This window comes from Micromonospora sp. NPDC005206 (assembly GCF_040608175.1).
In the GTDB taxonomy this organism is placed as follows: Bacteria; Actinomycetota; Actinomycetes; order Mycobacteriales; family Micromonosporaceae; genus Micromonospora.
Genome location: NZ_JBEXHU010000013.1, coordinates 72,651 through 93,860 on the forward strand (window position 1 = coordinate 72,651; position 21,210 = coordinate 93,860).

17 protein-coding genes and 3 pseudogenes are annotated in these 21,210 nt (G+C 72.6%); 13 read left to right on the forward strand and 7 right to left on the reverse strand.

Going from position 1 to position 21,210, the window contains the following annotated elements; translation table 11 throughout:
- Positions 1-28 precede the first annotated feature (28 nt).
- Genes pseB through ABZU69_RS20775 form a run of 6 tightly spaced genes read left to right on the forward strand, consistent with a single transcriptional unit; the run spans position 29 to position 6,677 of the window.
- Complete coding sequence (gene pseB, locus ABZU69_RS20750; protein WP_354965968.1) at positions 29-1,051, forward strand: UDP-N-acetylglucosamine 4,6-dehydratase (inverting); 1,023 nt, start codon at positions 29-31, stop codon at positions 1,049-1,051.
- Positions 1,048-2,208 (forward strand): aminotransferase class I/II-fold pyridoxal phosphate-dependent enzyme, encoded by a 1,161-nt coding sequence (locus tag ABZU69_RS20755; protein WP_354965969.1) that lies wholly within the window; start codon positions 1,048-1,050, stop codon positions 2,206-2,208. Before pseB ends, ABZU69_RS20755 begins: the two co-directional genes overlap by 4 nt.
- A gap of 10 nt (positions 2,209-2,218) precedes the next feature.
- Positions 2,219-3,061, forward strand: a complete 843-nt coding sequence (locus ABZU69_RS20760; protein ID WP_354965970.1) for a hypothetical protein — start codon at positions 2,219-2,221, stop codon at positions 3,059-3,061.
- Between the two features lie 40 nt (positions 3,062-3,101).
- Complete coding sequence (locus tag ABZU69_RS20765) at positions 3,102-4,865, forward strand: class I SAM-dependent methyltransferase (protein WP_354966128.1); 1,764 nt, start codon at positions 3,102-3,104, stop codon at positions 4,863-4,865.
- Between the two features lie 31 nt (positions 4,866-4,896).
- On the forward strand, positions 4,897-5,628 hold the full coding sequence (locus ABZU69_RS20770) for a glycosyltransferase family protein (RefSeq protein WP_354965971.1): 732 nt from the start codon (positions 4,897-4,899) through the stop codon (positions 5,626-5,628).
- On the forward strand, positions 5,625-6,677 hold the full coding sequence (locus ABZU69_RS20775) for a spore coat protein (protein WP_354966129.1): 1,053 nt from the start codon (positions 5,625-5,627) through the stop codon (positions 6,675-6,677). The genes ABZU69_RS20770 and ABZU69_RS20775 overlap by 4 nt, the downstream gene beginning before the upstream one ends.
- A 57-nt stretch (positions 6,678-6,734) precedes the next feature.
- Here ABZU69_RS20775 and ABZU69_RS20780 read toward each other — a convergent pair whose 3' ends face one another.
- Positions 6,735-8,708, reverse strand: a complete 1,974-nt coding sequence (locus tag ABZU69_RS20780) for a hypothetical protein (protein WP_354965972.1) — start codon at positions 8,706-8,708, stop codon at positions 6,735-6,737.
- 191 nt (positions 8,709-8,899) lie between these two features.
- Here ABZU69_RS20780 and ABZU69_RS20785 point away from each other — a divergent pair, with 191 nt between their 5' ends.
- Together ABZU69_RS20785 and ABZU69_RS20790 are read left to right on the forward strand one after the other, a co-directional pair.
- Positions 8,900-9,508: an alpha-ketoglutarate-dependent dioxygenase AlkB gene (locus tag ABZU69_RS20785; protein WP_354966130.1), complete on the forward strand. Its 609-nt coding sequence runs from the start codon at positions 8,900-8,902 to the stop codon at positions 9,506-9,508.
- Between the two features lie 104 nt (positions 9,509-9,612).
- Complete coding sequence (locus ABZU69_RS20790; RefSeq protein ID WP_354965973.1) at positions 9,613-9,771, forward strand: hypothetical protein; 159 nt, start codon at positions 9,613-9,615, stop codon at positions 9,769-9,771.
- Positions 9,772-9,826: 55 nt separating this feature from the next.
- Here the strand turns inward: ABZU69_RS20790 and ABZU69_RS20795 are convergent.
- From ABZU69_RS20795 to ABZU69_RS20810, 4 genes and pseudogenes are all read right to left on the reverse strand, one after another.
- A pseudogene (locus ABZU69_RS20795) lies at positions 9,827-11,908 on the reverse strand (DNA gyrase subunit A); the annotation flags it as partial.
- A gap of 393 nt (positions 11,909-12,301) precedes the next feature.
- Positions 12,302-13,192 (reverse strand): annotated as a pseudogene (locus ABZU69_RS20800) (LAGLIDADG family homing endonuclease); the annotation flags it as partial.
- Positions 13,193-13,195: 3 nt separating this feature from the next.
- Positions 13,196-13,597: pseudogene (locus tag ABZU69_RS20805) on the reverse strand (DNA gyrase subunit A); the annotation flags it as partial.
- A gap of 32 nt (positions 13,598-13,629) precedes the next feature.
- Positions 13,630-15,687, reverse strand: coding sequence for a DNA topoisomerase IV subunit B (locus tag ABZU69_RS20810; RefSeq protein WP_354965974.1), 2,058 nt, complete (start codon positions 15,685-15,687; stop codon positions 13,630-13,632).
- A 274-nt stretch (positions 15,688-15,961) separates the two neighbouring features.
- Here ABZU69_RS20810 and ABZU69_RS20815 point away from each other — a divergent pair, with 274 nt between their 5' ends.
- Entirely contained in the window at positions 15,962-16,693 is a 732-nt protein-coding gene (locus ABZU69_RS20815; protein WP_354965975.1) for a hypothetical protein, read from the forward strand.
- On the opposite strand, the gene ABZU69_RS20820 is transcribed toward ABZU69_RS20815, so the two are convergent.
- On the reverse strand, positions 16,665-17,282 hold the full coding sequence (locus ABZU69_RS20820; RefSeq protein ID WP_354965976.1) for a uridine kinase: 618 nt from the start codon (positions 17,280-17,282) through the stop codon (positions 16,665-16,667). The genes ABZU69_RS20815 and ABZU69_RS20820 overlap by 29 nt on opposite strands.
- 96 nt (positions 17,283-17,378) lie before the next feature.
- Between ABZU69_RS20820 and ABZU69_RS20825 the strand changes: the two genes are divergently transcribed.
- Entirely contained in the window at positions 17,379-18,635 is a 1,257-nt protein-coding gene (locus ABZU69_RS20825) for a hypothetical protein (RefSeq protein WP_354965977.1), read from the forward strand.
- A gap of 112 nt (positions 18,636-18,747) precedes the next feature.
- Positions 18,748-19,611 carry an alpha/beta fold hydrolase gene (locus ABZU69_RS20830; protein ID WP_354965978.1) on the forward strand — a complete coding sequence of 288 codons (864 nt, stop codon included), beginning with the start codon at positions 18,748-18,750 and terminating at the stop codon, positions 19,609-19,611.
- Positions 19,612-19,650: 39 nt separating this feature from the next.
- Here ABZU69_RS20830 and ABZU69_RS20835 read toward each other — a convergent pair whose 3' ends face one another.
- Entirely contained in the window at positions 19,651-19,821 is a 171-nt protein-coding gene (locus ABZU69_RS20835; protein WP_354965979.1) for a hypothetical protein, read from the reverse strand.
- A gap of 196 nt (positions 19,822-20,017) precedes the next feature.
- Between ABZU69_RS20835 and ABZU69_RS20840 the strand changes: the two genes are divergently transcribed.
- Both ABZU69_RS20840 and ABZU69_RS20845 read left to right on the forward strand, forming a co-directional pair.
- Complete coding sequence (locus ABZU69_RS20840; protein WP_354965980.1) at positions 20,018-20,647, forward strand: hypothetical protein; 630 nt, start codon at positions 20,018-20,020, stop codon at positions 20,645-20,647.
- Positions 20,648-20,813: 166 nt separating this feature from the next.
- On the forward strand, positions 20,814-21,185 hold the full coding sequence (locus ABZU69_RS20845; protein WP_354965981.1) for a hypothetical protein: 372 nt from the start codon (positions 20,814-20,816) through the stop codon (positions 21,183-21,185).
- The last annotated feature ends 25 nt before the right edge of the window (positions 21,186-21,210 follow it).

The following is a 21,210-nucleotide window of genomic DNA, read 5'->3' on the forward strand; positions in this document are numbered from 1 at the left end:
TAGCGTCTCGATCCGGTTGGCCAGCCGAATGCCACCGCGGAAACAACCACGACCATGGGAGCACCAATTGAGCGAGCTGAATGGGTCCTCCATTCTTGTCACCGGGGGAACGGGTTCCTTCGGCAGGACCTTCCTCCGGCACGTCCTCGCCGAGGCCGACCCGGCGAGGGTCGTGGTGTTCTCCCGCGACGAGCTCAAGCAGTACGAGCTACGCCAGCAGCTCGGTGACGACCCCCGGCTGCGCTGGTTCATCGGCGACATCCGGGACCGGCACCGGCTGACCCGGGCGATGCACGGGGTGGACCACGTCGTGCACGCCGCGGCTCTCAAGCAGGTGGACACCGCCGAGTACAACCCCTCGGAGTACATCGCCACCAACATCACCGGCTCCCAGCACGTCGTCGACGCGGCGATCGAGGCTGGCGTCAAGAAGGTCATCGCGCTCTCGACCGACAAGGCGTCCAGCCCGATCAACCTGTACGGCGCGACGAAGCTGGTCGGCGACAAGCTCTTCGTCTCGGCCAACCACTACGCCGCCCATCACCCGACCCGGTTCGCCGTGGTGCGCTACGGCAACGTCGTGGGCAGCCGCGGCTCGGTGGTCCCGCTGTTCCGCCGGCTGGCCGCCGAGGGCAAGAGCCTGCCGGTCACCGACAAGCGGATGACCCGCTTCTGGATCACCCTGGACCAGGCCGTCCAGTTCGTCATGGACTCGTTCGACCAGATGCAGGGCGGCGAGCTGTACGTGCCCCGGATCCCCAGCATGCGGATCCTCGACCTGGTCGAGGCGGTCGCCCCGGACGCCACCACGCACGAGATCGGCATCCGCCCCGGCGAGAAGCTGCACGAGGAGATGATCGCGCCGGACGACAGCCGCCGGACGGTGCGCGCCGCGGACCGGTACATCGTCCAGCCGACCATCGCCGGCTGGGGCTACCAGCCGCCGGTCGACTGCGAGCCGGTGCCGGACGGCTTCGCCTACCAGTCGGACACCAACGACGAGTGGCTCAGCGTCGAGCGGTTGCGCGACATGCTCGGCCTCACCGCGTGATGGCGATGCTCCCCTACGGCCGGCACTCGGTCAGCGAGGACGACGTCGCGGCCGTCGCCGACGTGCTGCGCGGCGACTGGCTCACCACCGGCCCCCAGGTCGACGGGTTCGAGGCGGACCTGGCCAAGGTGACCGGTGGAGCCGGCTGCGCGGCGGTCTCCAACGGCACCGCCGCGCTGCACGTGGCGTACGCGGCGGCCGGTGTCGGCCCTGGCGACGAGGTGGTCGTCCCGCCGATGACCTTCGTGGCCACCGCGAGCAGCGCCGCGCTGCTCGGCGCGAAGATCGTCTTCGCGGACGTCGAGGAGGAGACCTTCACCCTCGACCCGGCCGCGGCGGCCGCCGCGACGACGTCGCGCACCAGGGTCGTCTCGGCCGTGGACTACGCCGGCCACCCGGCCGACTACGACGCGCTGCGAACCGCTCTGAGCGGCTCGGACGCGCTGCTGCTGGCCGACGCCGCGCACTCCATCGGCGCCACCTACCAGGGCCGGCCGGTCGGCTCGCTCGCCGACCTGACCACCTTCTCGTTCTTCCCGACGAAGCACCTCACCACCGGAGAGGGTGGCGCGGTCGCCAGCACCGACGCCGAGCTGCTCAAGCGGGCCCGCCGGTTCCGCAACATCGGGCTGGTCCGCGAGCGCGACGAGCAGCGCTGGCCGGACGAGGGCGGCTGGCACCAGGAGGTGCACGAGTTCGGGCTGAACTACCGGCTGCCGGACGTGCTCTGCGCCCTGGGCCGCAGCCAGCTGCGCCAGCTCGACGCCTTCCTCGCCCGGCGGGCCGAGCTGGTCGCCCGCTACAACGAGGCGCTGGCCGATCTGGACGGGGTGCGGCTACCGGTCCAGAAGTCGTGGGCCGAACCGGCCTGGCACCTCTACCCGATCCGGGTGCTCGACGGCCGCCGCCGCGAGGTGTACGACGCGATGCGCGCCGCCGGCGTCGGCGTGCAGGTCAACTACATCCCCGTGCACTGGCACCCGGTCTTCGCCGACCTGGGCTACCGGCGCGGATCCTGCCCGGTCGCCGAGTCGTTCTACCGTCAGCAACTCTCGCTGCCGCTCTACCCGACGTTGAGCGACGCCGACCAGGACCGCGTCATCGACGCGCTCGGTGCGGCGCTGCGGGGCCGCCCGGCGCGGCCCGTCGCCGCCTGATGGGACGCTGATGCACCACGCCAACCACTTCTACGGCCACGCCCACGTGCTGGCCCGCTACGCCGGGCTGGGCGACGACCACCCGCCGCGGATCAACGGGTACGTCCAGCACGGCTGGAACATCGGCGACGGGCTCGCCCCCGGCCACCCGTACGCCGAGGGCACGCCGAGCCTGCTCTGGTCGGAGCAGACCCGGCGGCGGGCCTGGTCGGTCGGGCGGCGCAACGTCGTCGTCATCGGCGCGCCCTTCGAGTACCTGCTGGCCCTGCGGCCCGAGGACCCGCCGGAGTCGCAGCGGCAGGGCACCATCTGGTATCCGTTCCACGGCTGGGAGGGTCAGCACGTCCGCGGCGACCACAGGGAGCTCATCGCCCGGATCCGCGACACCGAGCCGGGCCCGGTGACCGTCTGCCTCTACTGGCACGAGTACGGCATGCGGCGGGTCCGCCGGCTCTACGAGAACGCCGGCTTCCGTGTGATCTGCCACGGCTACCGCGGGCACTGGTGGAAGGACACCGACCCGCTCTTTCTCGACAAGCAGCTCACCGAGCTGCGTCGGCACCGCCGGGTGGCGTCGAACCGGCTGACCAGCGCGATCTTCTACGGCATCGCCGCCGGCTGCGAACCGGCGGTGTACGGCGACCCGATGGTGCTCGCCGACGAGGACCCGACCTTCGGCGGGACCGCCCGGATCCGCCGCCAGTGGCCGGAGCTGCACGGCGAGTCGGTGGACCTGCCGACCGCCGTCGCGATCGCGCGCGCCGAGCTGGGCACCGACCACCGCTGCACGCCGGCCGAGCTGCGCGAGCTGCTCGGGTGGGCGAACCTCCAGGAGGAACCAGTTGACCATTGAGACGGCACCCGTCGACCGGATCGCGCTGCCGGGCGGGGAGATGCTGGCCTGGTCCGACCTGCCGGAGCAGCGCCCCGCCGACGGTGGAGCCCTGGCCGCGCTGGCGGCGCGGATCGTGCCGCCCGGCGCCCGGGTGCTGCTGGCCGGCCCGCACGATCCGGGGATGCTCGACCGGCTCGCGCACGCCGAGGTCACCTGCCTGCTGCGCAGCTACCCGGACGCGGTGGCGATGGCCGCGCGTACCGCCCGGGTAGTGGTGGGCGGGCCGGCCGGCCTGCCGCAGGACGAGCGGTTCGACGTGGTCATCGCCGGCGCGGGCCTGGATCCGGTGGAGTCGGTGGAGGGCGCCCGGCAAGGCTGGGATGGCGTGCTGGGCCGACTGGCCGACGCGCTGTCCCCCGGCGGCACTCTGCTGCTGCGGGTGGACAACCCGCTCGGGCTGCACCGGCTGGTCGACACCGCCCCCTGGTACGCCCGACGCGACGACGCCGCCTGGACCATCGGCGGCGTCCTCGACACCGACCGTCCCGCGAACCGGGAGCAGGTGCGCGCCCGCCTGACCGACGTCGGGCTGCGCCCGGGCGCCTGCTTCGCCGCCTACCCGACCGCGCTGCTCGACGCCGACCAACTCGACCGGCGTACCACCTCCGGGTTCTTCGACGCGGTCCTGCACCACGCCTGCACGGGAGGCTTCACCGCCGCGACGGTGCTCCAGGACCCCGCCCGGCTGGCCGTGGACGCGCTGCACGCCGGGCACGGCGCCGCGCTGGCCCCGGGCTGGCTGGTGCTGGCCCGCAAGGCCCCGGCATCCGACGCCGCCCCGGCCCTCGGGTCGCCGGGCGACCTTCCGGTGGCGCTGCTGCAGACCGGCCCGCCCGGCTCCGACGTGGTGGAGGTGGTCGACGGGCCGGACGGCTGGCGGTGGCAGGCCACCGCCGGCGCCGACCGCACCGGCACGGCCGCCGCGCCGTTCGCCAGCCGCAAGGCGGCGTATCGGGACCCGTCCGCGCTCATCGGGCAACCGGTGCCCGACGGGCGGCTGCTGCGCACCCTGCTGCTCGACGCCGCCCTGCGGCGGGACCTGGAAACGCTGCGGGCGCTGCTGCACGGGTACGCGGACTGGCTCGCCGGGCAGGCCGGTGACGACGGCCGGATCGCCGGCGCCGCCGCGCTGGCCGGCACCGACAACGTGGTGGTCTCCGCCGGCCGGTACGCCGTGCTCGACCTCAGCTGGCGGGCCACCGAGGCGCTCCCCCGCGACGTGGTGCTCGCCCGGGGTCTGTGGCGGTTCGCCGTCGCGCTGCTCACCGGCGGGTACGCCCATCCCTGGGCGTCCACGCTGGACGTCGCGGGACTGACCGTGGTGCTGGGCGGCCTCGCCGGCCACGACCTCGACCGGGCGACGGTGTCGGCCGCGGTGGAGGCGGAGGCGGCGGTCACCGCCGCGCTCCGGGGGCTGGACGCCGACGGGCGGGTCACCCTCGTCGCCGAGCTGCGGTCGGTCGAGCCGACCGACCCGCCGGCCGGGCCGGGCGGCTACCAGCAACTGCACGAGGCGTGGCTGCGCCAGCGCGACGAGCTGACCCGGATGTCCGCGTCGCTGAGGTGGACCGAGGACCTGCTCACCTCGCGGGAGCGGGCGCTACGCCGGGCCGACGCGACCATCAACCTGCTCAGCGGATCGCTGAGCTACCGGGTCGGACGGCTGGCTCTCACCCCGGCGCGGCTGGCCCGGCGCGGGGCCCGCGTGGCCAAGCGGCGGGCCCGCCAGGCGCTGGCGCCGAAGCGGCAGGAGCAGCAGTGAGCGGCCGTGGCGGCACCGGACGGGGGTGCCGGTGATGCGGATCGTTGGGATCGTGCAGGCCCGGATGGGCTCGTCCCGGTTGCCGGGCAAGGTGCTGCGACCGCTCGCCGGCCGCAGCGTGCTGGGCCGGGTGGTCCGGGCCGCCCGGGACAGCGGGGTGCTCGCCGACCTGGTGGTGGCGACCAGCACGGACACGGTCGACGACGCGGTGGCCGCCGAGTGCGACCGGCTCGGCGTGCCGTGCCACCGCGGCCCGGTCGACGACGTGCTGAGCCGGTTCATCGGCGCGCTGGACGCGCACCCCGGGGACGCGGTCATGCGGTTCACCGCCGACTGCCCGCTGCTCGACCCGGAGATCATCACGCTGGTGGCCTCGGTCTACCGGGCGGTACCCGGGCTGGACTACGCGAGCACGTCGATCGCGCGCACACTGCCACGCGGACTGGACGTCGAGATCATCCGCGCCGACGCGCTGCGGACGCTGGACCGGCTCGCCACCGAGCACCACCGGGTGCACGTCACCTCGTACGCGTACACCCACCCGGAGCTGTTCCGGGTGCTCGGGGTGACGCTCACACCGGACCGGTCCGGACTCCGGCTCACCCTCGACACCGAGCAGGACTGGACGCTGGTGCGCGCGGTGACCGACCATTTCGGCGACGTCAGCGTGCCGCTGGCCAAGCTCGCCGACTGGCTCGACGAGCAGCCGGCGCTGCGCGCGCTCAACGCGGGCGTACGACAGAAGCGACTGGAGGAGTCCTGAGCACGTTACGCGTCGGGTTGCGCTGCGACGCCGGGCCGCGGCGCGGCGTCGGCCACCTGGTCCGCTCGCTGGCGTTGGGCGAGGAGTTCCTGGCCCGCGGCAGCCGCGTCGACATGTTCGGCGCCGTCGAGGGGGTCGGCTGGGCCGCCGCACAGCTCGCGGCGCGGGGCATCCCACTGCACCCGGGTCCGCGGACTGTCGCCGACCTGGTCGAGACGGCCCGCCGGCACCAGCTCGACGTCATGGTCGTCGACTCTTACGACCTCGAACCAACCGCGGCGGGCGCGCTGCGCGCGGCGGGTGTCCTGACCCTCGCCGTGGTCGACGGCGACACCCGGGGTCAGGACGCCGACCTGTACCTCGACCAGAACTTCGGCACGGACATCGCCGTGCCTCCGCGGCGGCTGCTCGCCGGCGCCCGGTACACGCTGCTGCGGGACTCGGTGGTGGCGGCCCGGCCGCCGGCGCCACCGCCCGCGGCATCGGTGAGCCGTCCCCGGGTGCTGGCCTTCTTCGGCGGCACCGACGCGGTCGGCGCCGCACCCGTGCTCGCCAGGGTGCTGCTGTCCACCGGACACCCGATGGACCTGACCGTCGTGGTGGGTCGGCCCGAGGTGGAGGCCGAGCTGGCGACCGTGACGACGGGCCGGGGGCAGTCGCTGCGCCCGGTGCCGCCCACCGACGAGCTGCCGGCCCTGATCGGCGCGGCGGACCTGGTGGTCAGCGCCGCCGGCACCTCCACCTGGGAGCTGTGCTGCCTCGGTGCGGCCGCCGCGCTGGTCTGCGTGGTGGACAACCAGCGCGAGTCGTACCGCCGGGTGGTGGAGCACGGCCTGGTCGCCGGCCTCGGTGAGCTGCCGGAACTGGCCGCCGGCGGGATGGCCGGGCGGGCGGCGCGGACGGCCGCCGCGCGGACCCTGACCGCGCTGCTCACCTCCCCGGCCCGCCGTGCGACCCTCTCCGCCCGGGCCTGGTCCACGGTGGATGGGCTGGGCCGACGCCGGGTGGCCGACGCCGTGCTGCAGGCCCGCGCCGCCACACCGGCCTGACCGGCACCGCGCGACCTCGCCGGGTCGCCGTACCTGCTCTCGTTGCGGCGACCCGGGTCAGCGCAGCGGTTCGAGTGTCACCCGGGAACGCAGCTCCGGACGTTCGGCGAGCAGCCGCTCGACCACCGCCGCGGCCTCCGGCCCGGTGGTCAGGAAGCGGATCGGCCGCCGCTCCCGATCGACCACCGCCGCGGCGCGGGCCGGTTCAGCGAGCGGCAGGTTGTAGAACGCCGGCGCGGACGCGCCGTGGGTGCCCTGCAGGGTGGCGAGGAAGAGTGTCTCCAGGTAGCCCTCCCGCCGGTGGTCGCTGACCACCACGGTCACCTCGCCGTCACGTACCGGCGCCTGGGCCAGCGCGCGGGCCGTCACGTCGGCCTGCCGGGGCCGCGCCAGCAGCCCCGACCACCAGGCGGCCGACCAGGTGGTGCTGCGGTTGCCGAACGGCTGGGCGAAGATCCCGCCGCCGCGCGCCAGACCGGCGATCCCCGCCGTCCCGACCACCAGCGAGAGCGCGACGAGCACCCGGGCGAGGACCACCGGGAGGGCGCCGGGGCGGCGGGCCGCCGCGACGCGCGCCGGCGGTGGCCGCAGCAGCAGCCCCGCCCCCGCGCCGATGAGCAGGACGACCAGCAACAGGTGCAGGGTCTTGCCGTAGTAGTAGCGCGGATCGGTGCCGAGCGCCCGGAAGTAGACGAGGAAACCGACGGCGAAGGCCAGCGCCGCGGCCAACGCACCCGCGTACCGGCGCCACACCGGCAACCGCAGGCCGCCGGCGAACAACCCGGCGCCGATCACCGCGGTCAGCGCCAGGTAGGCGTCGTAGCGCGGAAACACCCCGCCACCGGTGGCGACGTTGTCGACCTGGTCGGTGAAGAGGAGGCCGGCCACACTGGGCAGCGGGGTGAGCACGGCGGTCACCACCGCGACCGTGACGAGCAGCCACGGTCGCCGGCGCACCGCCCGCCGGTGCCGGACCAGCCAGGCCAGCACCAGCACGCCGACCACCGGCAGGAACATCAGGTACGCGAAGCCCACGCCGACGCAGAGCGCCCCGAGCAGGCAGAGCTGGGTGCCGGTCCGGGCCACCGGCCGGCAGACCAGCGCGATGAGGATCGCGGTGAGCGCCAGGCCGAGGCTCTCGCCCGGGTAGCCGTAGACCACGAACCGGGTGAGCTCGGAGCCGAGTGCGAGCGCGGTGACCGCGCCGGCCAGGCCGAACGCGCGGACCGGGTTCAGCAGCCGGCCGGCGATCCGGCCGGCGGCCCAGACCACGGCCAGCACCAGCAGCGCGTACGCGGAGATCGCCCAACCCAGGTAGTGGTCGAGGGTGCTCGCCGGTCCCCCGGCGGCGGTCGACGAGCGCAGGAAGGTGTCCAGCAACGCGGCCGTGACGTGGAAGCCCTGCGGGTAGTAGACCATCGCCTCCGGTGCGATCCGGGCCGCGGCGTCGGGGTCGGCGAAGAGGTAGCCGCCCACCGCCCGGATTCCCTCGACGGCCGCCAGGTGCCGGCTGTTGTCCTCGCCGACCATGGCGTACGCCAGCCGGCCGGCCAGACCGTCGGCGCGCAGATAGGGCCACGCCAGCGCCAGGCCGGACAGCACCGCGGCGGCCACCGGCGCCAGGTCGGCCGGGACCGGCCGGGGAAGGCGCGGCCGGCGGCCGGTGAGCAGGCCGAGCCCGAGCAGCGCGGTCAGGGCCGTGCCGGCGACGGGCACCGGGTGCAGACCCCACGGCCAGAACGAGAAGAGCAGCGCCGCGGCGCAGACCGCGCCGACCAGCAGCGCCACGGCCAGCACCAGCCGGTCGAGCAGGGTGCGCCCGACGCGCAGCAACCCGGCCGTCAGCAGCAGCACGAGCGGCGGCAGCAGCCCGGCGAGCCCGAGGGCGTACGCCAGCACCGGGACGACCCAGGCGGCGGCGAGCCCCGCCGCGATCAGGAGCGCCCGCCGGCGGGCCGGGACCGGTGGCGGCTCCACCGGCGAAGCCGTCGATCGGTCCGCCACCGACAGGCTGGTGGAACTGCTCTGCACTGGTCGTCTCCTCGCGACACCGCCCGCCCGGACCGGACGGAGCCGCCTCACGCTAGGGCCGCTCCGACGATGTCCGACGACACCGACATGTGCGCGAGGTGACCAGCGGGCGAAAAGACTCCCCGGTCGTACACCTGTACCAACACGGCGGGTAGGGTGAGCGTGTGTCCGGGCCCGCCTACCAGCCGTCGATGCTGGATCTCGCCGCCGCGGAGCCGTCGCTCGGCCCGCTGGCCGGGCAACTGCGTCGGCGACAGCTCTCCCGGGGCGCCTGGGTGGACCACCTGCCCGGCTGGGTCTCCGGCTCGGACGCCATCTTCGACACCCTGCTGCGGGACGTGCCCTGGCGGGGCGAACGACGGACGATGTACGACACCGAGGTGGCGGTGCCCCGCCTGCTCTCCTGGTACGGGCCGGACCGGCCGCTGCCGCACCCGCTGCTGACCGAGGCGCGCACCGCGCTCACCCGCCACTACGCCCCCGAGTTGGGCGAGCCGTTCGTCACCGCCGGCATGTGCCTCTACCGCTCGGGTCGGGACAGCGTCGCCTGGCACGGCGACACCCATGGCCGCTCCGCGCACACCGACACGATGGTCGCCATCGTCTCCTTCGGCGCGCCGCGGCCGCTGCTGCTGCGCCCGCGCGGCGGGGGCGCGAGCCTACGGTTCCCGCTCGGGCACGGCGACCTGGTGGTGATGGGCGGCTCCTGCCAGCGCACCTGGGAACATGCGATCCCCAAGACCGCCCGGCCCGTCGGCCCCCGGGTCAGCGTCCAGTTCCGGCCCGTCGGCGTCGCCTGAGACGCGCAGCGGCGGCGCGCGAGAGGCAGGCCGAGCGGATCGACGAGATCGTCCGCTCGGCCGCCCGGCCCAGCCGTTCGGCCCGGGGTCCCCAGGGGCGGGTGGTGCTCCCGTCGGCCACCGCGATCGCGCTCGGCGTGGTGGTGCTCTTCTCCGGGCTGGTCGGCAGTCTCCTCACGCTCCGCCCGGCCTACCCTGCGCCGACAATCGTCCGGCAGCCCGGGGCTGAGCGGGAGCGGGAGCGAGTCCCCAGCGGCACCTGATCCACCCCCGCCCCGACCCCCCTCGGGTGGGGGGTCGGGTCAGGCAGGAGGCGGGTCAGTCGCGTTCGACCAGGTGGCCGACCACCGTCGGGCCGAGCATCACGGCGAAGCCGGAGCCGTCGCGGCGCGGGTCGGCGGCGGGCAGCTCGACCGGTTCACCGGTGCCGGTCGCGCCCACCGGACGCGGCCCCACCCAGGCGACGACCACGTCCGTCTCGTCCTTGAGGAAACGGTGCGCGCGCACGCCGCCGGTCGCCCGACCCTTCGCCGGGTACGCCTTGAACGGCGTCACCTTGACCGTCGCCCCGGTGGAGGTGACCACCATCGGCTCACCGTGCCCCGGGTCGTCGGTGCGCACCGCGCTGAAGAAGACCACCCGGGCTCCGGCGGGCAGGTTGATGCCGGCCATGCCGCCACCCTTGAGGCCCTGCGGGCGGACCAGCCCGACGGCGAAACGCAGCAGCGACGCCTCCGAGGTGACGAAGGTCAGCGTCTCGACGCCGTCGGTCAGCCAGGTCGCCCCGACCACCTCGTCGCCGTCCCGCAGGCCGATCACCTCGAACTCGTCGGAGCGCACCGGCCACTCCGGCGCACAGATCTTCACCACGCCCTGCCGGGTGCCGAGCGCCAACCCCGGCGAACCGTCCGCCGGCCCGCCGAGCGGGGCCAGGCCGACCACCGTCTCCCCCGCCTCCAGCGGCACCAGCTCGGCGGCGGACATCCCACCCCGCAGCGACACCGTGCCCGCCTGCTCGGGCAGCACCGGCAACGGCAGTACGTCGATCTTGAACGCCCGGCCGGCGCTGGTCACCAGCAACACCCGACCACGGGCGGTGGAGTGCACGATCGCGCGGACCGTGTCGTGCTTGACCCGGCCGTTGCGGCGACGCCGCTCGGCGCTCTCCTCCGACTCGGCCGCGGTGCGGGCGACCAGCCCGGTCGCGGAGAGGATCACCTGACACGGGTCGTCGGCGACCTCCAGCGGCCCGGCCGGCGCGGACGCGGCCAGCACCTCCTTGAGGTCGCCGTCGACCAGCGTGGTCCGCCGCTCGGTGCTGAACTGCTTGACCACGGCCGCCAGCTCGTCAGAGACCAGCTTCTTGAGCACCCTGTCGTCGTCGAGGATCGTGGACAGCTCGGCGATCTCCGTACGCAGCCGCTCCTGCTCGGTCTCCAGCTCGATCCGGTCGAACTTGGTCAGGCGGCGCAGCGGAGTGTCCAGGATGTAGGTGGCCTGGATATCGGAGAGGCCGAACTGGCTCATCAGACCGTCCTTGGCGGCCTGCGCGTCGTCACTGCCCCGGATCAGCCGGACCACCCGGTCGATGTCCAGCAGTGCGATCAGCAGGCCGTCGACCAGGTGCAGCCGCTCCTGACGCTTGCGGCGGCGGTACGAGCTGCGCCGGGTGACCACCTCGTACCGGTGGGCCAGGAACACCTCCAGCAGCGCCTTCAACCCGAGGGTGCGGGGCTGCCCGTCCACCAGCACCAGGTTGTTGACGCCGAACGACTGCTCCAGCGGGGTGAGTCGGTACAGGTCGGCGAGCAGGGCCTGCGGGTTGACCCCCACCTTGCACTCGACGACGAGCCGGGTGCCGCTCTCCCGGTCGGTGAGGTCCTTGACGTCGGCGATGCCGGTCAGCCGCTTGGTCTTGGTGACCTCGTTGGTGATCGCCGCGATGACCTTCTCCGCGCCGACGCCGTACGGCAGCTCGACCACGGTGATCGCCTGGCGCCCCCGGCTGCCCTCGAGGGGGCCGATCTCCACCTTGCCGCGCATCCGCACCACACCGCGCCCGGTCTCGTACGCCCGGCGCACCTCGTCCAGGCCGAGCAGCACGCCGCCGGTGGGCAGGTCGGGGCCGGGAACGAACTCCATGAGCTTGTCCAGAGTGGCGTCCGGGTGGTTGATCAGCCAGCGGGCGGCGGTGACCACCTCGGCCAGGTTGTGCGGGATCATGTTGGTGGCCATCCCGACCGCGATCCCGGACGCGCCGTTGACCAGCAGGTTGGGGAAGGCGGCCGGCAGCACGGTCGGCTGGGTCAGCGAGCCGTCGTAGTTGGGCTCGACGTCGACGGTGTCCTCGCCCAGCTCACCGACGAGCAGCATCGCCTCGCGCGACATCCGCGCTTCCGTGTTGTGGTTTACGAAACCGCCGGCGATGAAGGAATGGTCCTCGGAATTGACACGCACCGAGTAGACCTCGGCCGGCTCGCTAGGCGTCACCTCGGTGACGCGCTCGAACCGGTACCCAGAGTCCATGATCGGAAGGATGGTCGCCAGGAGCTCTGGATTCTTGATGCGATCGATGATGCGGAGGCGCTCGGTCTCCCATCGCTCGACGCGATCGAAGTTGTGGGTCGTAAGCCACTTGCGTCCGCTACCGCGGCGGTCGAAGTCCAAGGTGTCTCGCACGTACGTGGCAACGAACGGAACGTGGTCTTTGCTGAGCCGATGCGGACGCAGCGGTGCGTGTCGCAGAACCTTGTCCAGCTTTGCCTGCTTAGTGCGGAGGAATCCCACGCGGTTGGCGAATGCTTTGATGTTTCGCAGACCGGAAATCACCAAACGGTGCTCGACCGAGCCGCTGGGACGTGTGTAGCGGCGCCAGCAGGCAACGACACCGAATTCCGCGAGCAGCTCTTGGGCCTCCCTGGTGAGTCGCTCACTGTAGCTGGTGTACTGGACGGTGAAGCTGTCCTTGGCGACGCGCACCCCGCCGTCCCCCTCGAAGAGGGCCATGAGGAAGGCACGCTTGACGCCCCAGCCACCGTTCCAGACGAACTGCGGGACGAACTTGTCCCGGGCCTGATGCCCGATGAACTCGGCCAACGGACTTGCGCGGAACGCGTCCATACCGCCGGCATAAAGCTGAACATCAATTTCCTGAATGCGCTTTCGGTCGCGACGGGTCTCTCTCTCGCTGACGTAACGCCGCCCACCAACCACTTGGTCGTACGCGTGCAGGACCTCACCGAAGAAGTGCTCGTCGGTGTTGTTGAATCCGGCTCTGGACTCATTCGCGAAGCCCTCGGACGCCCACGCCCCGCCGAGAACGCCCAGCGAATACTCACGAGCTGTGGGAATGACCTGGGACCAGGCATTTCGTGCCACACAGACGATCGAGTCAACTGCGAGTTCGTCGAGCCGTCGCCACTGGAAGAGGGGAACACCCATGGGTGACTCAAGACAGAGCACCAGGTGATTCTCGCTGCCTCGGAGCGAGAATCCGGCTTCCGTGGCGATCCGGATCGTCGGATGGACGCCCGAGTTGAACACCTTGTCAACATGGACGGCTTTACCGTCCTTGTCGAGCACCTCGAAGTCGGCTTCGGCTTCGCTGTCTGACGGGAGGTTCACCAGGTCAGCGATCCGAGGGCTGGTGCCGTCCGCAAGTCGGATGCGGGTGTCTCCGGTAATGCAGTATCTCGAGGCGGCCGGGCCATCGTCTGGAGATCCAAAATTTCCATGCCCGTCGATGAGCGGCACGTTGAGCGAGAAGTCCTGCGCGAGACGCACCATGGCGTCGTAAATCGCCGTGTCGCCGTGTGGATGGTACTTGCCCATCGCATCACCGACAATTCGGGCAGACTTCACATGCGCGCGGTCGGGGCGGTAGCCCTGCTCGTACATCGACCAGAGAATGCGCCGGTGCACCGGCTTGAGGCCGTCGCGGGCGTCGGGCAGGGCACGGGAGTGGATGACCGAGAACGCGTACTCCAGGTAGGAGTCCGAGACCTCGGTGACCAGCGGATTGTCGAAGACCCGCGCGCCGGCCTGGTCGAACGAGGAGAGATCGACCTTGTTTTCCTTGCGGCGTGCCATGACTCAGCTTTCCCCTCGGACGGTACGCGTGCTCATGCGTCGATCGCCTCACGGTCGACCCGGTCGGCGGAGTCGATCAGCCAGTTGCGGCGCGGCTCGACCTTCTCCCCCATCAGCAGTTCGAGGATCCGCTCGGCGGCGTCCACGTCGTCGAGGGTGATCCGGCGGACGGCGCGGGTGGCCGGGTTCATCGTGGTGTCCCACAGTTCGTCGGCGTCCATCTCACCGAGGCCCTTGAACCGCGGGATCGGGGTGACGATCTGCTTGCCGGACTTCTCCAGCTTGCGGACCGTCGCCTCCATCTCGGCCTGGGTGTAGGTGTAGGTGGTCTGCGGGTTGCGCCCCTTGGTGGTGATCTTGTGCAGGGGTGGCATCGCGGCGTAGAGCCGACCGGCCTCGATCAACGGCCGCATGTACCGGGCGAAGAGGGTGATCAGGAGCGTACGGATGTGCGCGCCGTCCACGTCCGCGTCGGCCATGATCAGCACCCGGCCGTAGCGCAGTGCGGACAGGTCGAAGGTGCGCCCCGAACCGGCGCCGAGCACCTGGACGATCGCCGCGCACTCGGCATTGTCCAACACCTGCTGGAGGTTGGCCTTCTGTACGTTGAGGATCTTGCCCCGGATCGGCAGCAGCGCCTGGTATTCCGAGGAGCGGGCCATCCGGCTCGTCCCGAGGGCGCTGTCGCCCTCGACGATGAAGAGCTCGCTTCGGTCGATGCCGATGGCCCGGCAGTCGACCAGCTTCGGCGGCATCGACGCGCCCTCCAGGGCGGTCTTGCGCCGCGCGGCGTCCTTCTGCTGCTTCTGGGTGAGCCGCACCCGCGCCGCGTCCACGATCTTCTGCAGCACGGTGCGCGCCTCGGCCTTGGTGCGCTTGTCTTCCAGCCACGCCTTGATGTGTGCGTCGACCAGGGTCTGGATCACCTTGGTGATGCCGGTGGTGGACAGCTCGTCCTTGGTCTGCGAGGTGAACTGCGGCTCGGGGAGCCGCACGTGCACCACCGCCGTCATCCCCTCCAGGACGTCGTCCAGGGTGGGCGGCTCCTCCTTGGCCTTGAGCAGCCCGCGGGTGTTGCGGACGGCGTCGGCGAGGGTGCGCGCCAGGGCCCGCTCGAAGCCCTTGCGGTGCGTGCCGCCGTGTGCGTTGCGGATGGTGTTGGTGAAGCACTCGACGGTGCGCTCGTAGCCGGTGCCCCAACGGAACGCCACCTCGACCTCGGCGCGGCGCTGCACGTTGGACTGCATGACGCCGTTGGCGTCGGCGGCGTTCTCCCGGTACGTCCCCTCGCCGGTGACCAGCAGGGTGCCGGAGACCGGGCGGTCGCCGGCCGGGGCGAGGAATTCCACCATGTCGCTGAGCCCGTTGGGGTAGTGGAACGTCTCCTCGGCGGGCGCCTCGCCGGTGAGGTCGCGCAGCAGGTATCGCACGCCGGGGACCAGGAAGGCGGTGTTGCGCAGCTTCATCCGGACCGCGTCGACGTCGAGTGCCGCGCCGGTCTCGAAGTAGCGGGTGTCGTGCCACCAGCGGATCGAGGTGCCGGTGGACTGCCTGCGCTTCATGGCGCCGACCACCTGGAGCCCAGGGCCGGCGGTGAACGGCGCGTCCGGCCCGTCGCCGTCGAAGATCCCCGGCACGCCGTGCCGGAAGGACATCGAGTGGATCTTGCCGGCGCGGCGGACGGTCACGTCGAACCGGCGGGACAGCGCGTTGACCGCGGACGCGCCGACGCCGTGCAGGCCGCCGGAGGTCTTGTAGCCGGAGCCGCCGAACTTGCCCCCGGCATGCAGCCGGGTGAGCACCAGCTCGACGCCGGAGATGCCGGACTTGGCGTGCACGTCGGTGGGGATGCCCCGGCCGTCGTCGTCGACCTGCACCGAGCCGTCGGCGTGCAGCGTCACCTCGACGTTGGTGGCGTGACCGGCCACACCCTCGTCGGTGGAGTTGTCGAGGATCTCGTTGACGAGGTGACCCACGCCACGGCTGTCGGTGGAACCGATGTACATGCCGGGCCGCTTGCGGACGGCGTCCAGCCCCTCAAGGTGGGTGAGGTCATCGGCCCCGTACAGGGTGTCAGGCTCTGCGGTCAACTGGTCGTACTCCCCGGTCTCGGCGGTGTGCTGCCGGTCACCGGCGACATCAGCCGGCGTGGCGCGCCGCAGCGAGCCTAGCCCGAGGCTAGGACAACTCCCGGAGGACCTACGCGACCCGCCGTGCCTCGGGCCGCGGACGTGAGCCAACGAACAGCCCGCAGTGGTCCCGACCGGTCGGCCGGCGGCGGTCGCGGGGCCACGGAGGGGCCGTTCGGTCGGTACGCTGACCGGCGATCGCGCCCGGCACGCGCCGGCGCGGGGCGGGAGCCGCATGGACGAGGACAAGACGACTCGCGACACTTCCCGGCGCGCCATCGGCACGCGGGCCCGACGGTGGCTGCTCGCGGGCACCCTGCTGGCGGGGCTGCTCGCCGCCGTGGCCGTGACCCCCGCGATGGACCCCGCCGACCGCACGTTCGCCGGTCTCTCGGACACGGTCCAGAGCCTGATGTCGGTCATGACGCCGCTCTTCGGCATCCTCCTGGTGCGCGACCTGCGACGGGCGCCCGACGCCGTCCGGGTCATCCCCACGGTGCTCGCGGTGGGGCTGCCGGCCGTCGTCATCGGCGTCGTCGGGGTGCTGATCTGCGCGGCGACGCTCGCTCTCACCCCGGCCGACGTGGCCGACGACCCGTGGCGGCACGTCGGAACGATCGCGGTGGGCAGCGTGCTGGTACAGGTCGTCGCCGGGCTGGTGGGCACCGGGCTGGGCCTGCTGCTGCGGTCGACGGTGGTCGCGTTCCTCGCCACGATCGTCCTGCCGTTGGGTCTGTTCGGGCTGCTGGGCGCGGTGGACGCTCTCCGTCCGGCGCAGGTGTGGCTCACCCCGTTCGGCAGCGTGCGCAACCTGCTCTCGGGGGAGATGAGCGTGCTGCGGTGGGCGCAGTGGTTCTGCGTACTGCTGGTGTGGGGTGTCGGTCTGAACGCCGTCGGTGCGGTGGCGCTGAGGCGTCGCGAGCAGCCCGACCGTGCGCTCAGTGCGGCAGCAGACGGGGACGGGTGAGGTTGGTGTTGTCCACGATCGCGTCGACCTGTGAGAGCGGGTCGGCTTCGGCGAGGTAGACGCTTGCGGCGGCAAGGTAGCGGAGGTCGTCCAGCTCGGGGCGGAACGCGAACACACCGTCCACGATGAGCACGGCGTCGGGGGGCGCCTCGGTGACGACGTCGGTGTGCGTGCGCTGCGTGAGTGGGTCGCGCAGGCAGAGCACGCAGGCTCCGGATCCGGCCGGCCCGGCGGGTTCCAGCAGCAGGGCCCGGATCGCCGGCAGGTCGAACGCGTTGCGGTGGTAGCCGGGCCCGGAGGTCCGGTCGTACCGGTGCCGGTCCGACCAGGGGCGTTTGAAGTCGTCCAGGCTGGCGCGCAGCACCTGTCGACCAGTGGCGGCGACGCGCTGGGCCAGCTCGTGTCCGAGGCTGGTCTTGCCGGCGGCGGTCAGGCCGTCGACGCCGACCCGGAGGCGACCGGGTCCGATGGCGAGGATCCGGTCGGTCAGCTCGTCGACCAGCGCGGTCCGGGTGGCCAACGCGGGCGCCGGTAGGGGTTGCTGCCAGGTGGAGACCGAACGGTGCACCGGGGCGGGCGTGTCTTTCATCGAGCGATTTCGCTACGAGCCATTGACGCCCATCGCACGGGGGTGATCTGATCGCGCTCTCAGAGAATCTTTCATCTTTCGATGGAAGGGAGCCCCATGGCCAGGTTCCGGCGTACCGCGCTCGCCGCGGCACTCACGATTGTCACGGCGGCGCTGTCGACCGCCGTCGCGCTGCCCGCCCCCGCGTCCGCCGCGCTCCCCACCGCCGCCGTGGCGCTCGGTGACAGCTTCATCAGCGGCGAGGGCGCCGGGGCGTACACCCCGGTCGTCGACGTCAACGGTGTCGCCCAGGGCTTCCCCGGCTGGACGGCGCCGAACAACAACGCGTTCTTCTGCCACCGTTCGGCGAACGCCTCGTTGAACCAGGCCAACCTGCCGGGCATCCAGAACCGGTTCAACCTGGCCTGCTCCGGCGGGCAGCCACACGACATCGCCAACGCCTCCCAGGCACGGGCCAACGGCCGTACCGTGGCCTCGCAGCTCAACCAGCTCCGTGCCGTCGCGCAGACCCAGGACATCGACCTGGTGCTGATCGGCCTGGGTTCCAACAACAGCTCGTTCACGTTCGGCAGCGTGGCGGAGAAGTGCGCCAACCGCCTCATCGCCGACGCCTGGACGGGCTGGTGGGAGTTCTGGGCGTACCTGGGCGGCCCGGCGGAGCAGAAGCCGTGCACCGACGCCGACCTGGCCACCGCCGCGCAGCTCAGCGCCGCGACCGCGGAGACCACCGCCGCGGTACGACAGCTGCTGACCACCCTCGACCAGGTGGACGCGGACGGGCAGCACCGGATCGTGTTCCAGGACTACACCAACCCGCTGCCGATGGACCTGAACCCGACGTTCCACACCGAGGACGGCCGGGACGACACCCGGGACAAGTTCCGTGACCTGGGAGCCGAGCGGTACGCGGCCGGTTGCCCGATCCACCGGGCCAGCCTGATGCCCGGACACCGCTTCTCGCAGGGCCTCGGCACCCTGGTGAAGTCCACCCGGGACACCCTGGCCGCCGAGTTCCCCGCCGCCGACCTGGTCTACCTCAACGTGCAGCGGGCCTTCGACGGCGCGCGGCTCTGTGAGTCGTCGACCAGCCCGACCGGCGCGCTGGCCACCCCGATCCGACTCCAGGACAGCCCGAACGGCACCTTCGTCACCAGCCTCTCCGGCAAGGACAAGATCGCGATCCAGCGAATCGCCAACACCTGCGTCAGCTACTTCCAGACCTGCCAGGAGTCGTGGCACCCGAACGCCACCGGGCACCAGGTGCTCGGCCAGTGCCTCAGCGGCGCCGCCACCACCAGCGCCCGGGCGGTGGCCTGCGTGCGGGCGAGCAACGGGACGATCTCGGTGTCCTGACCGGAATCGTCCCCGGAGGCCCCGCCATCCGGCGGGGCCTCCGTCGCGTCGGACGGACGGGAGCCGGCAGCGGCGGCTACCCGCCGGTAATGTCGGCCCGTAAGCTGGGCCCGTGAACGGGGACACGGAGTACGCGCAGGAATTCGTCGACGTCGACGGCGGTCGCCTCGGCGTGCAGGTGTATCCGGAGCCGGCCGGTCCGGCGGGTGCGCCGGTGGTGGTGATCTGGCCGGCGATGGGGGTCCGGGCCCGCTACTACCGGCCGTTCGCGGCCGCGCTGCGCGCCGCCGGGCTGGCGGTGGTCGTCGTCGACCTTCGCGGCACCGGGACGAGCACCCCCGCGCCGAGCCGCGCCGACCGGCACGGCTACAGCGAGCTGGCCAGCGACGTCGGCACCGTACTGGCCGCGCTCAAGCCGCGGCTGGACGGGCGTACCCGACTGCTGCTGGGGCACTCGCTCGGCGGGCAGGCCGCACTGCTGCACCTCGCCCTGCACGGTGGTGACTCGGTGGACGGGCTGGCGCTGGTCGCGGTCGGCGTCCCCTACTGGCGAAGCTATCCGGGCCGGCGCGGCCTCGGCGTGCTGCCGTACACCCAGGGGATCGCCGCGACCGCGGCGCTGCTCGGGGTCTGGCCGGGCTGGGGTTTCGGCGGCCGGCAGGCCCGCGGCGTGATCAGAGACTGGGCGTACACCGCGCGGACCGGCCGGTTCCCCCAACTGGACGGCACGGACACCGAGACGGCGGTGCGCGCGGTACGAACACCGGTGCTGGCGGTCAGCGTGGACGACGACCAGTACACACCGCACGAGTCCATGGACCACCTCTGCGCGAAGCTCACCGCGGCGCCGCTGACCCGCGAGCGGTACACAGTGGCCCAGGCCGGCGCGGCGCTGGACCACTTCACCTGGGTCCGCGCGGGCAACCCGCTGGCACAGCGGGTTGCCCGCTTCGCCGGCGAACTGCCGCGCCGCTGAGAGGTGCCGGCCGGCCGTCATGCGGCCCGGCCGGCCCGCTCACTCCTCCTGATCCAGCGGCACCAGGTCGCCGTCGCGCTCCACCCGGACCTCACCGTGGTCCTTGCGCGGCGGCACCTCCGCGGTGCTCTTGTGCGGATCGTTGTCGGGGTGCATGAGCACCGCGTCGGTACTGGCGGTCTTCTCCCGGCTCTCCTCCGGCTGCGACATCCCGTTCCCCTCTCCTCAGCGTCGGTCGAGATCTACCCACCACGGACCGAACGACTCCTGCCGGCGACGAGGCGGCAACCCAGGGCCCGGACGTCCTTGGAGTACCGGATTCGGCGCGGACCGGCCGGCCAGGGACGGGGTTAGCCGCCCGGGCGGCGGGTAAGCCGCAGCGCCCGACACGGCGGAAGGGGATCAGATGTCCGAACGGCATACCGCACTGCGCTCGATGCACGATCTGGGTCTCGCGGCCTGGTTCGGCGGCTCCCTCATGGGAGCGCTCGGCGTCAACGGCGCGGCGGCGAAGATCAGTGACTCCACACAGCGGCTCCCGGTCGCCTCGGCCGGATGGTCCAAATGGACCCCGGTCAACGCGGCCGCCATCGGCGCCCACCTGGCCGGAGCGGTCGGCGAACTGGTGACGGAGAGTCCACGGGTGGCCGGTCAGTCCGGTGTCGCCCGCGCCAGCACCATCAAGACCGCGCTGACGATCGGCGCGCTCGCGGTGACCGGCTACAGCCGGTTGATCGGCATGCGGTTGGAAAAGGCGGGCGCCCCACCGGTGAACGGCGCCACCGAGCCGAACCACCAGACACCGGCCAGAGTTGCCGCCTCGCAGCGGCAGATGAGGCTGCTCCAGTGGGCCATCCCGGCGCTGACCGGGACCCTGGTGGTGGTCACCTCGTACATGGGTGAGCAGCAGAAACCCGGCCAGGTGTTCCGGGGGATGCTCGGCCGGGCCGGCATGCTGATGAGCGCCCCGAAGGGGATGGCGAAGATGGCGGGCATGAACGCCGGCAAGCGGCAGATGGCGATGGCCGGGCGCTGAGCGCCGGGCTGGCCGGCGTCCCGCCGGCACCTCGACGGCGGGGCGCCGGCCGGCTCGGCGCCGCCGTTACGACCGGGCACGGCGGGCGGCCGCGACCGGGCGAGCCGGACGGCCCGGGGAGGGCAATCGTCCGCCGGTAGCGGCGGACCCGACGAGCGGGGTGGCCATGACGGCGCACGAGGGACCCAGTGGCAGCGGCGACCGGTTGGAGCCGGAGGCGGTCGAGCCGTGGAAGGCCGAGGACGGCTTCGACGCCGAGCCGCCCTGGGGCGTGGATGAGCACTCGCCGATGGACGAGGGCAGCGAGGAGACGGCGGTGCCCGAGGGGCAGCGGGGTGATCGCCGCGCCGGCGCCCCGGCGGGTCGGTCCGGCCCGGCCGGCCGGCACGGCTTCGGCTCGGTGGAACCGACCCGTACCACCGAGGCCGGACCCGGCGCGCCCCCGGACCCGGCACCCAGCCGCCGCTCCTTCCCGGACGATGCGGACATCGACGAGCGGGCCCAGGACGCGCTGCGGACCCGAGGCCGGCGCTCCTGACGGCACCACCTGACGTCGCCCGGAC

Excerpts from the sequence above, each read along its gene's own strand:
- ABZU69_RS20820 (WP_354965976.1), bottom strand. The coding sequence starts at position 17,282 with ATGAAAGACACGCCCGCCCCGGTGCACCGTTCGGTCTCCACCTGGCAG.
- ABZU69_RS20765 (WP_354966128.1), top strand. The coding sequence starts at position 3,102 with ATGCTGGCCTGGTCCGACCTGCCGGAGCAGCGCCCCGCCGACGGTGGA.
- ABZU69_RS20845 (WP_354965981.1), top strand. The coding sequence starts at position 20,814 with ATGACGGCGCACGAGGGACCCAGTGGCAGCGGCGACCGGTTGGAGCCG.
- ABZU69_RS20835 (WP_354965979.1), bottom strand. The coding sequence starts at position 19,821 with ATGTCGCAGCCGGAGGAGAGCCGGGAGAAGACCGCCAGTACCGACGCG.
- ABZU69_RS20840 (WP_354965980.1), top strand. The coding sequence starts at position 20,018 with ATGTCCGAACGGCATACCGCACTGCGCTCGATGCACGATCTGGGTCTC.
- ABZU69_RS20760 (WP_354965970.1), top strand. The coding sequence starts at position 2,219 with ATGCACCACGCCAACCACTTCTACGGCCACGCCCACGTGCTGGCCCGC.
- ABZU69_RS20815 (WP_354965975.1), top strand. The coding sequence starts at position 15,962 with ATGGACGAGGACAAGACGACTCGCGACACTTCCCGGCGCGCCATCGGC.
- pseB (WP_354965968.1), top strand. The coding sequence starts at position 29 with ATGCCACCGCGGAAACAACCACGACCATGGGAGCACCAATTGAGCGAG.
- ABZU69_RS20785 (WP_354966130.1), top strand. The coding sequence starts at position 8,900 with ATGCTGGATCTCGCCGCCGCGGAGCCGTCGCTCGGCCCGCTGGCCGGG.
- ABZU69_RS20825 (WP_354965977.1), top strand. The coding sequence starts at position 17,379 with ATGGCCAGGTTCCGGCGTACCGCGCTCGCCGCGGCACTCACGATTGTC.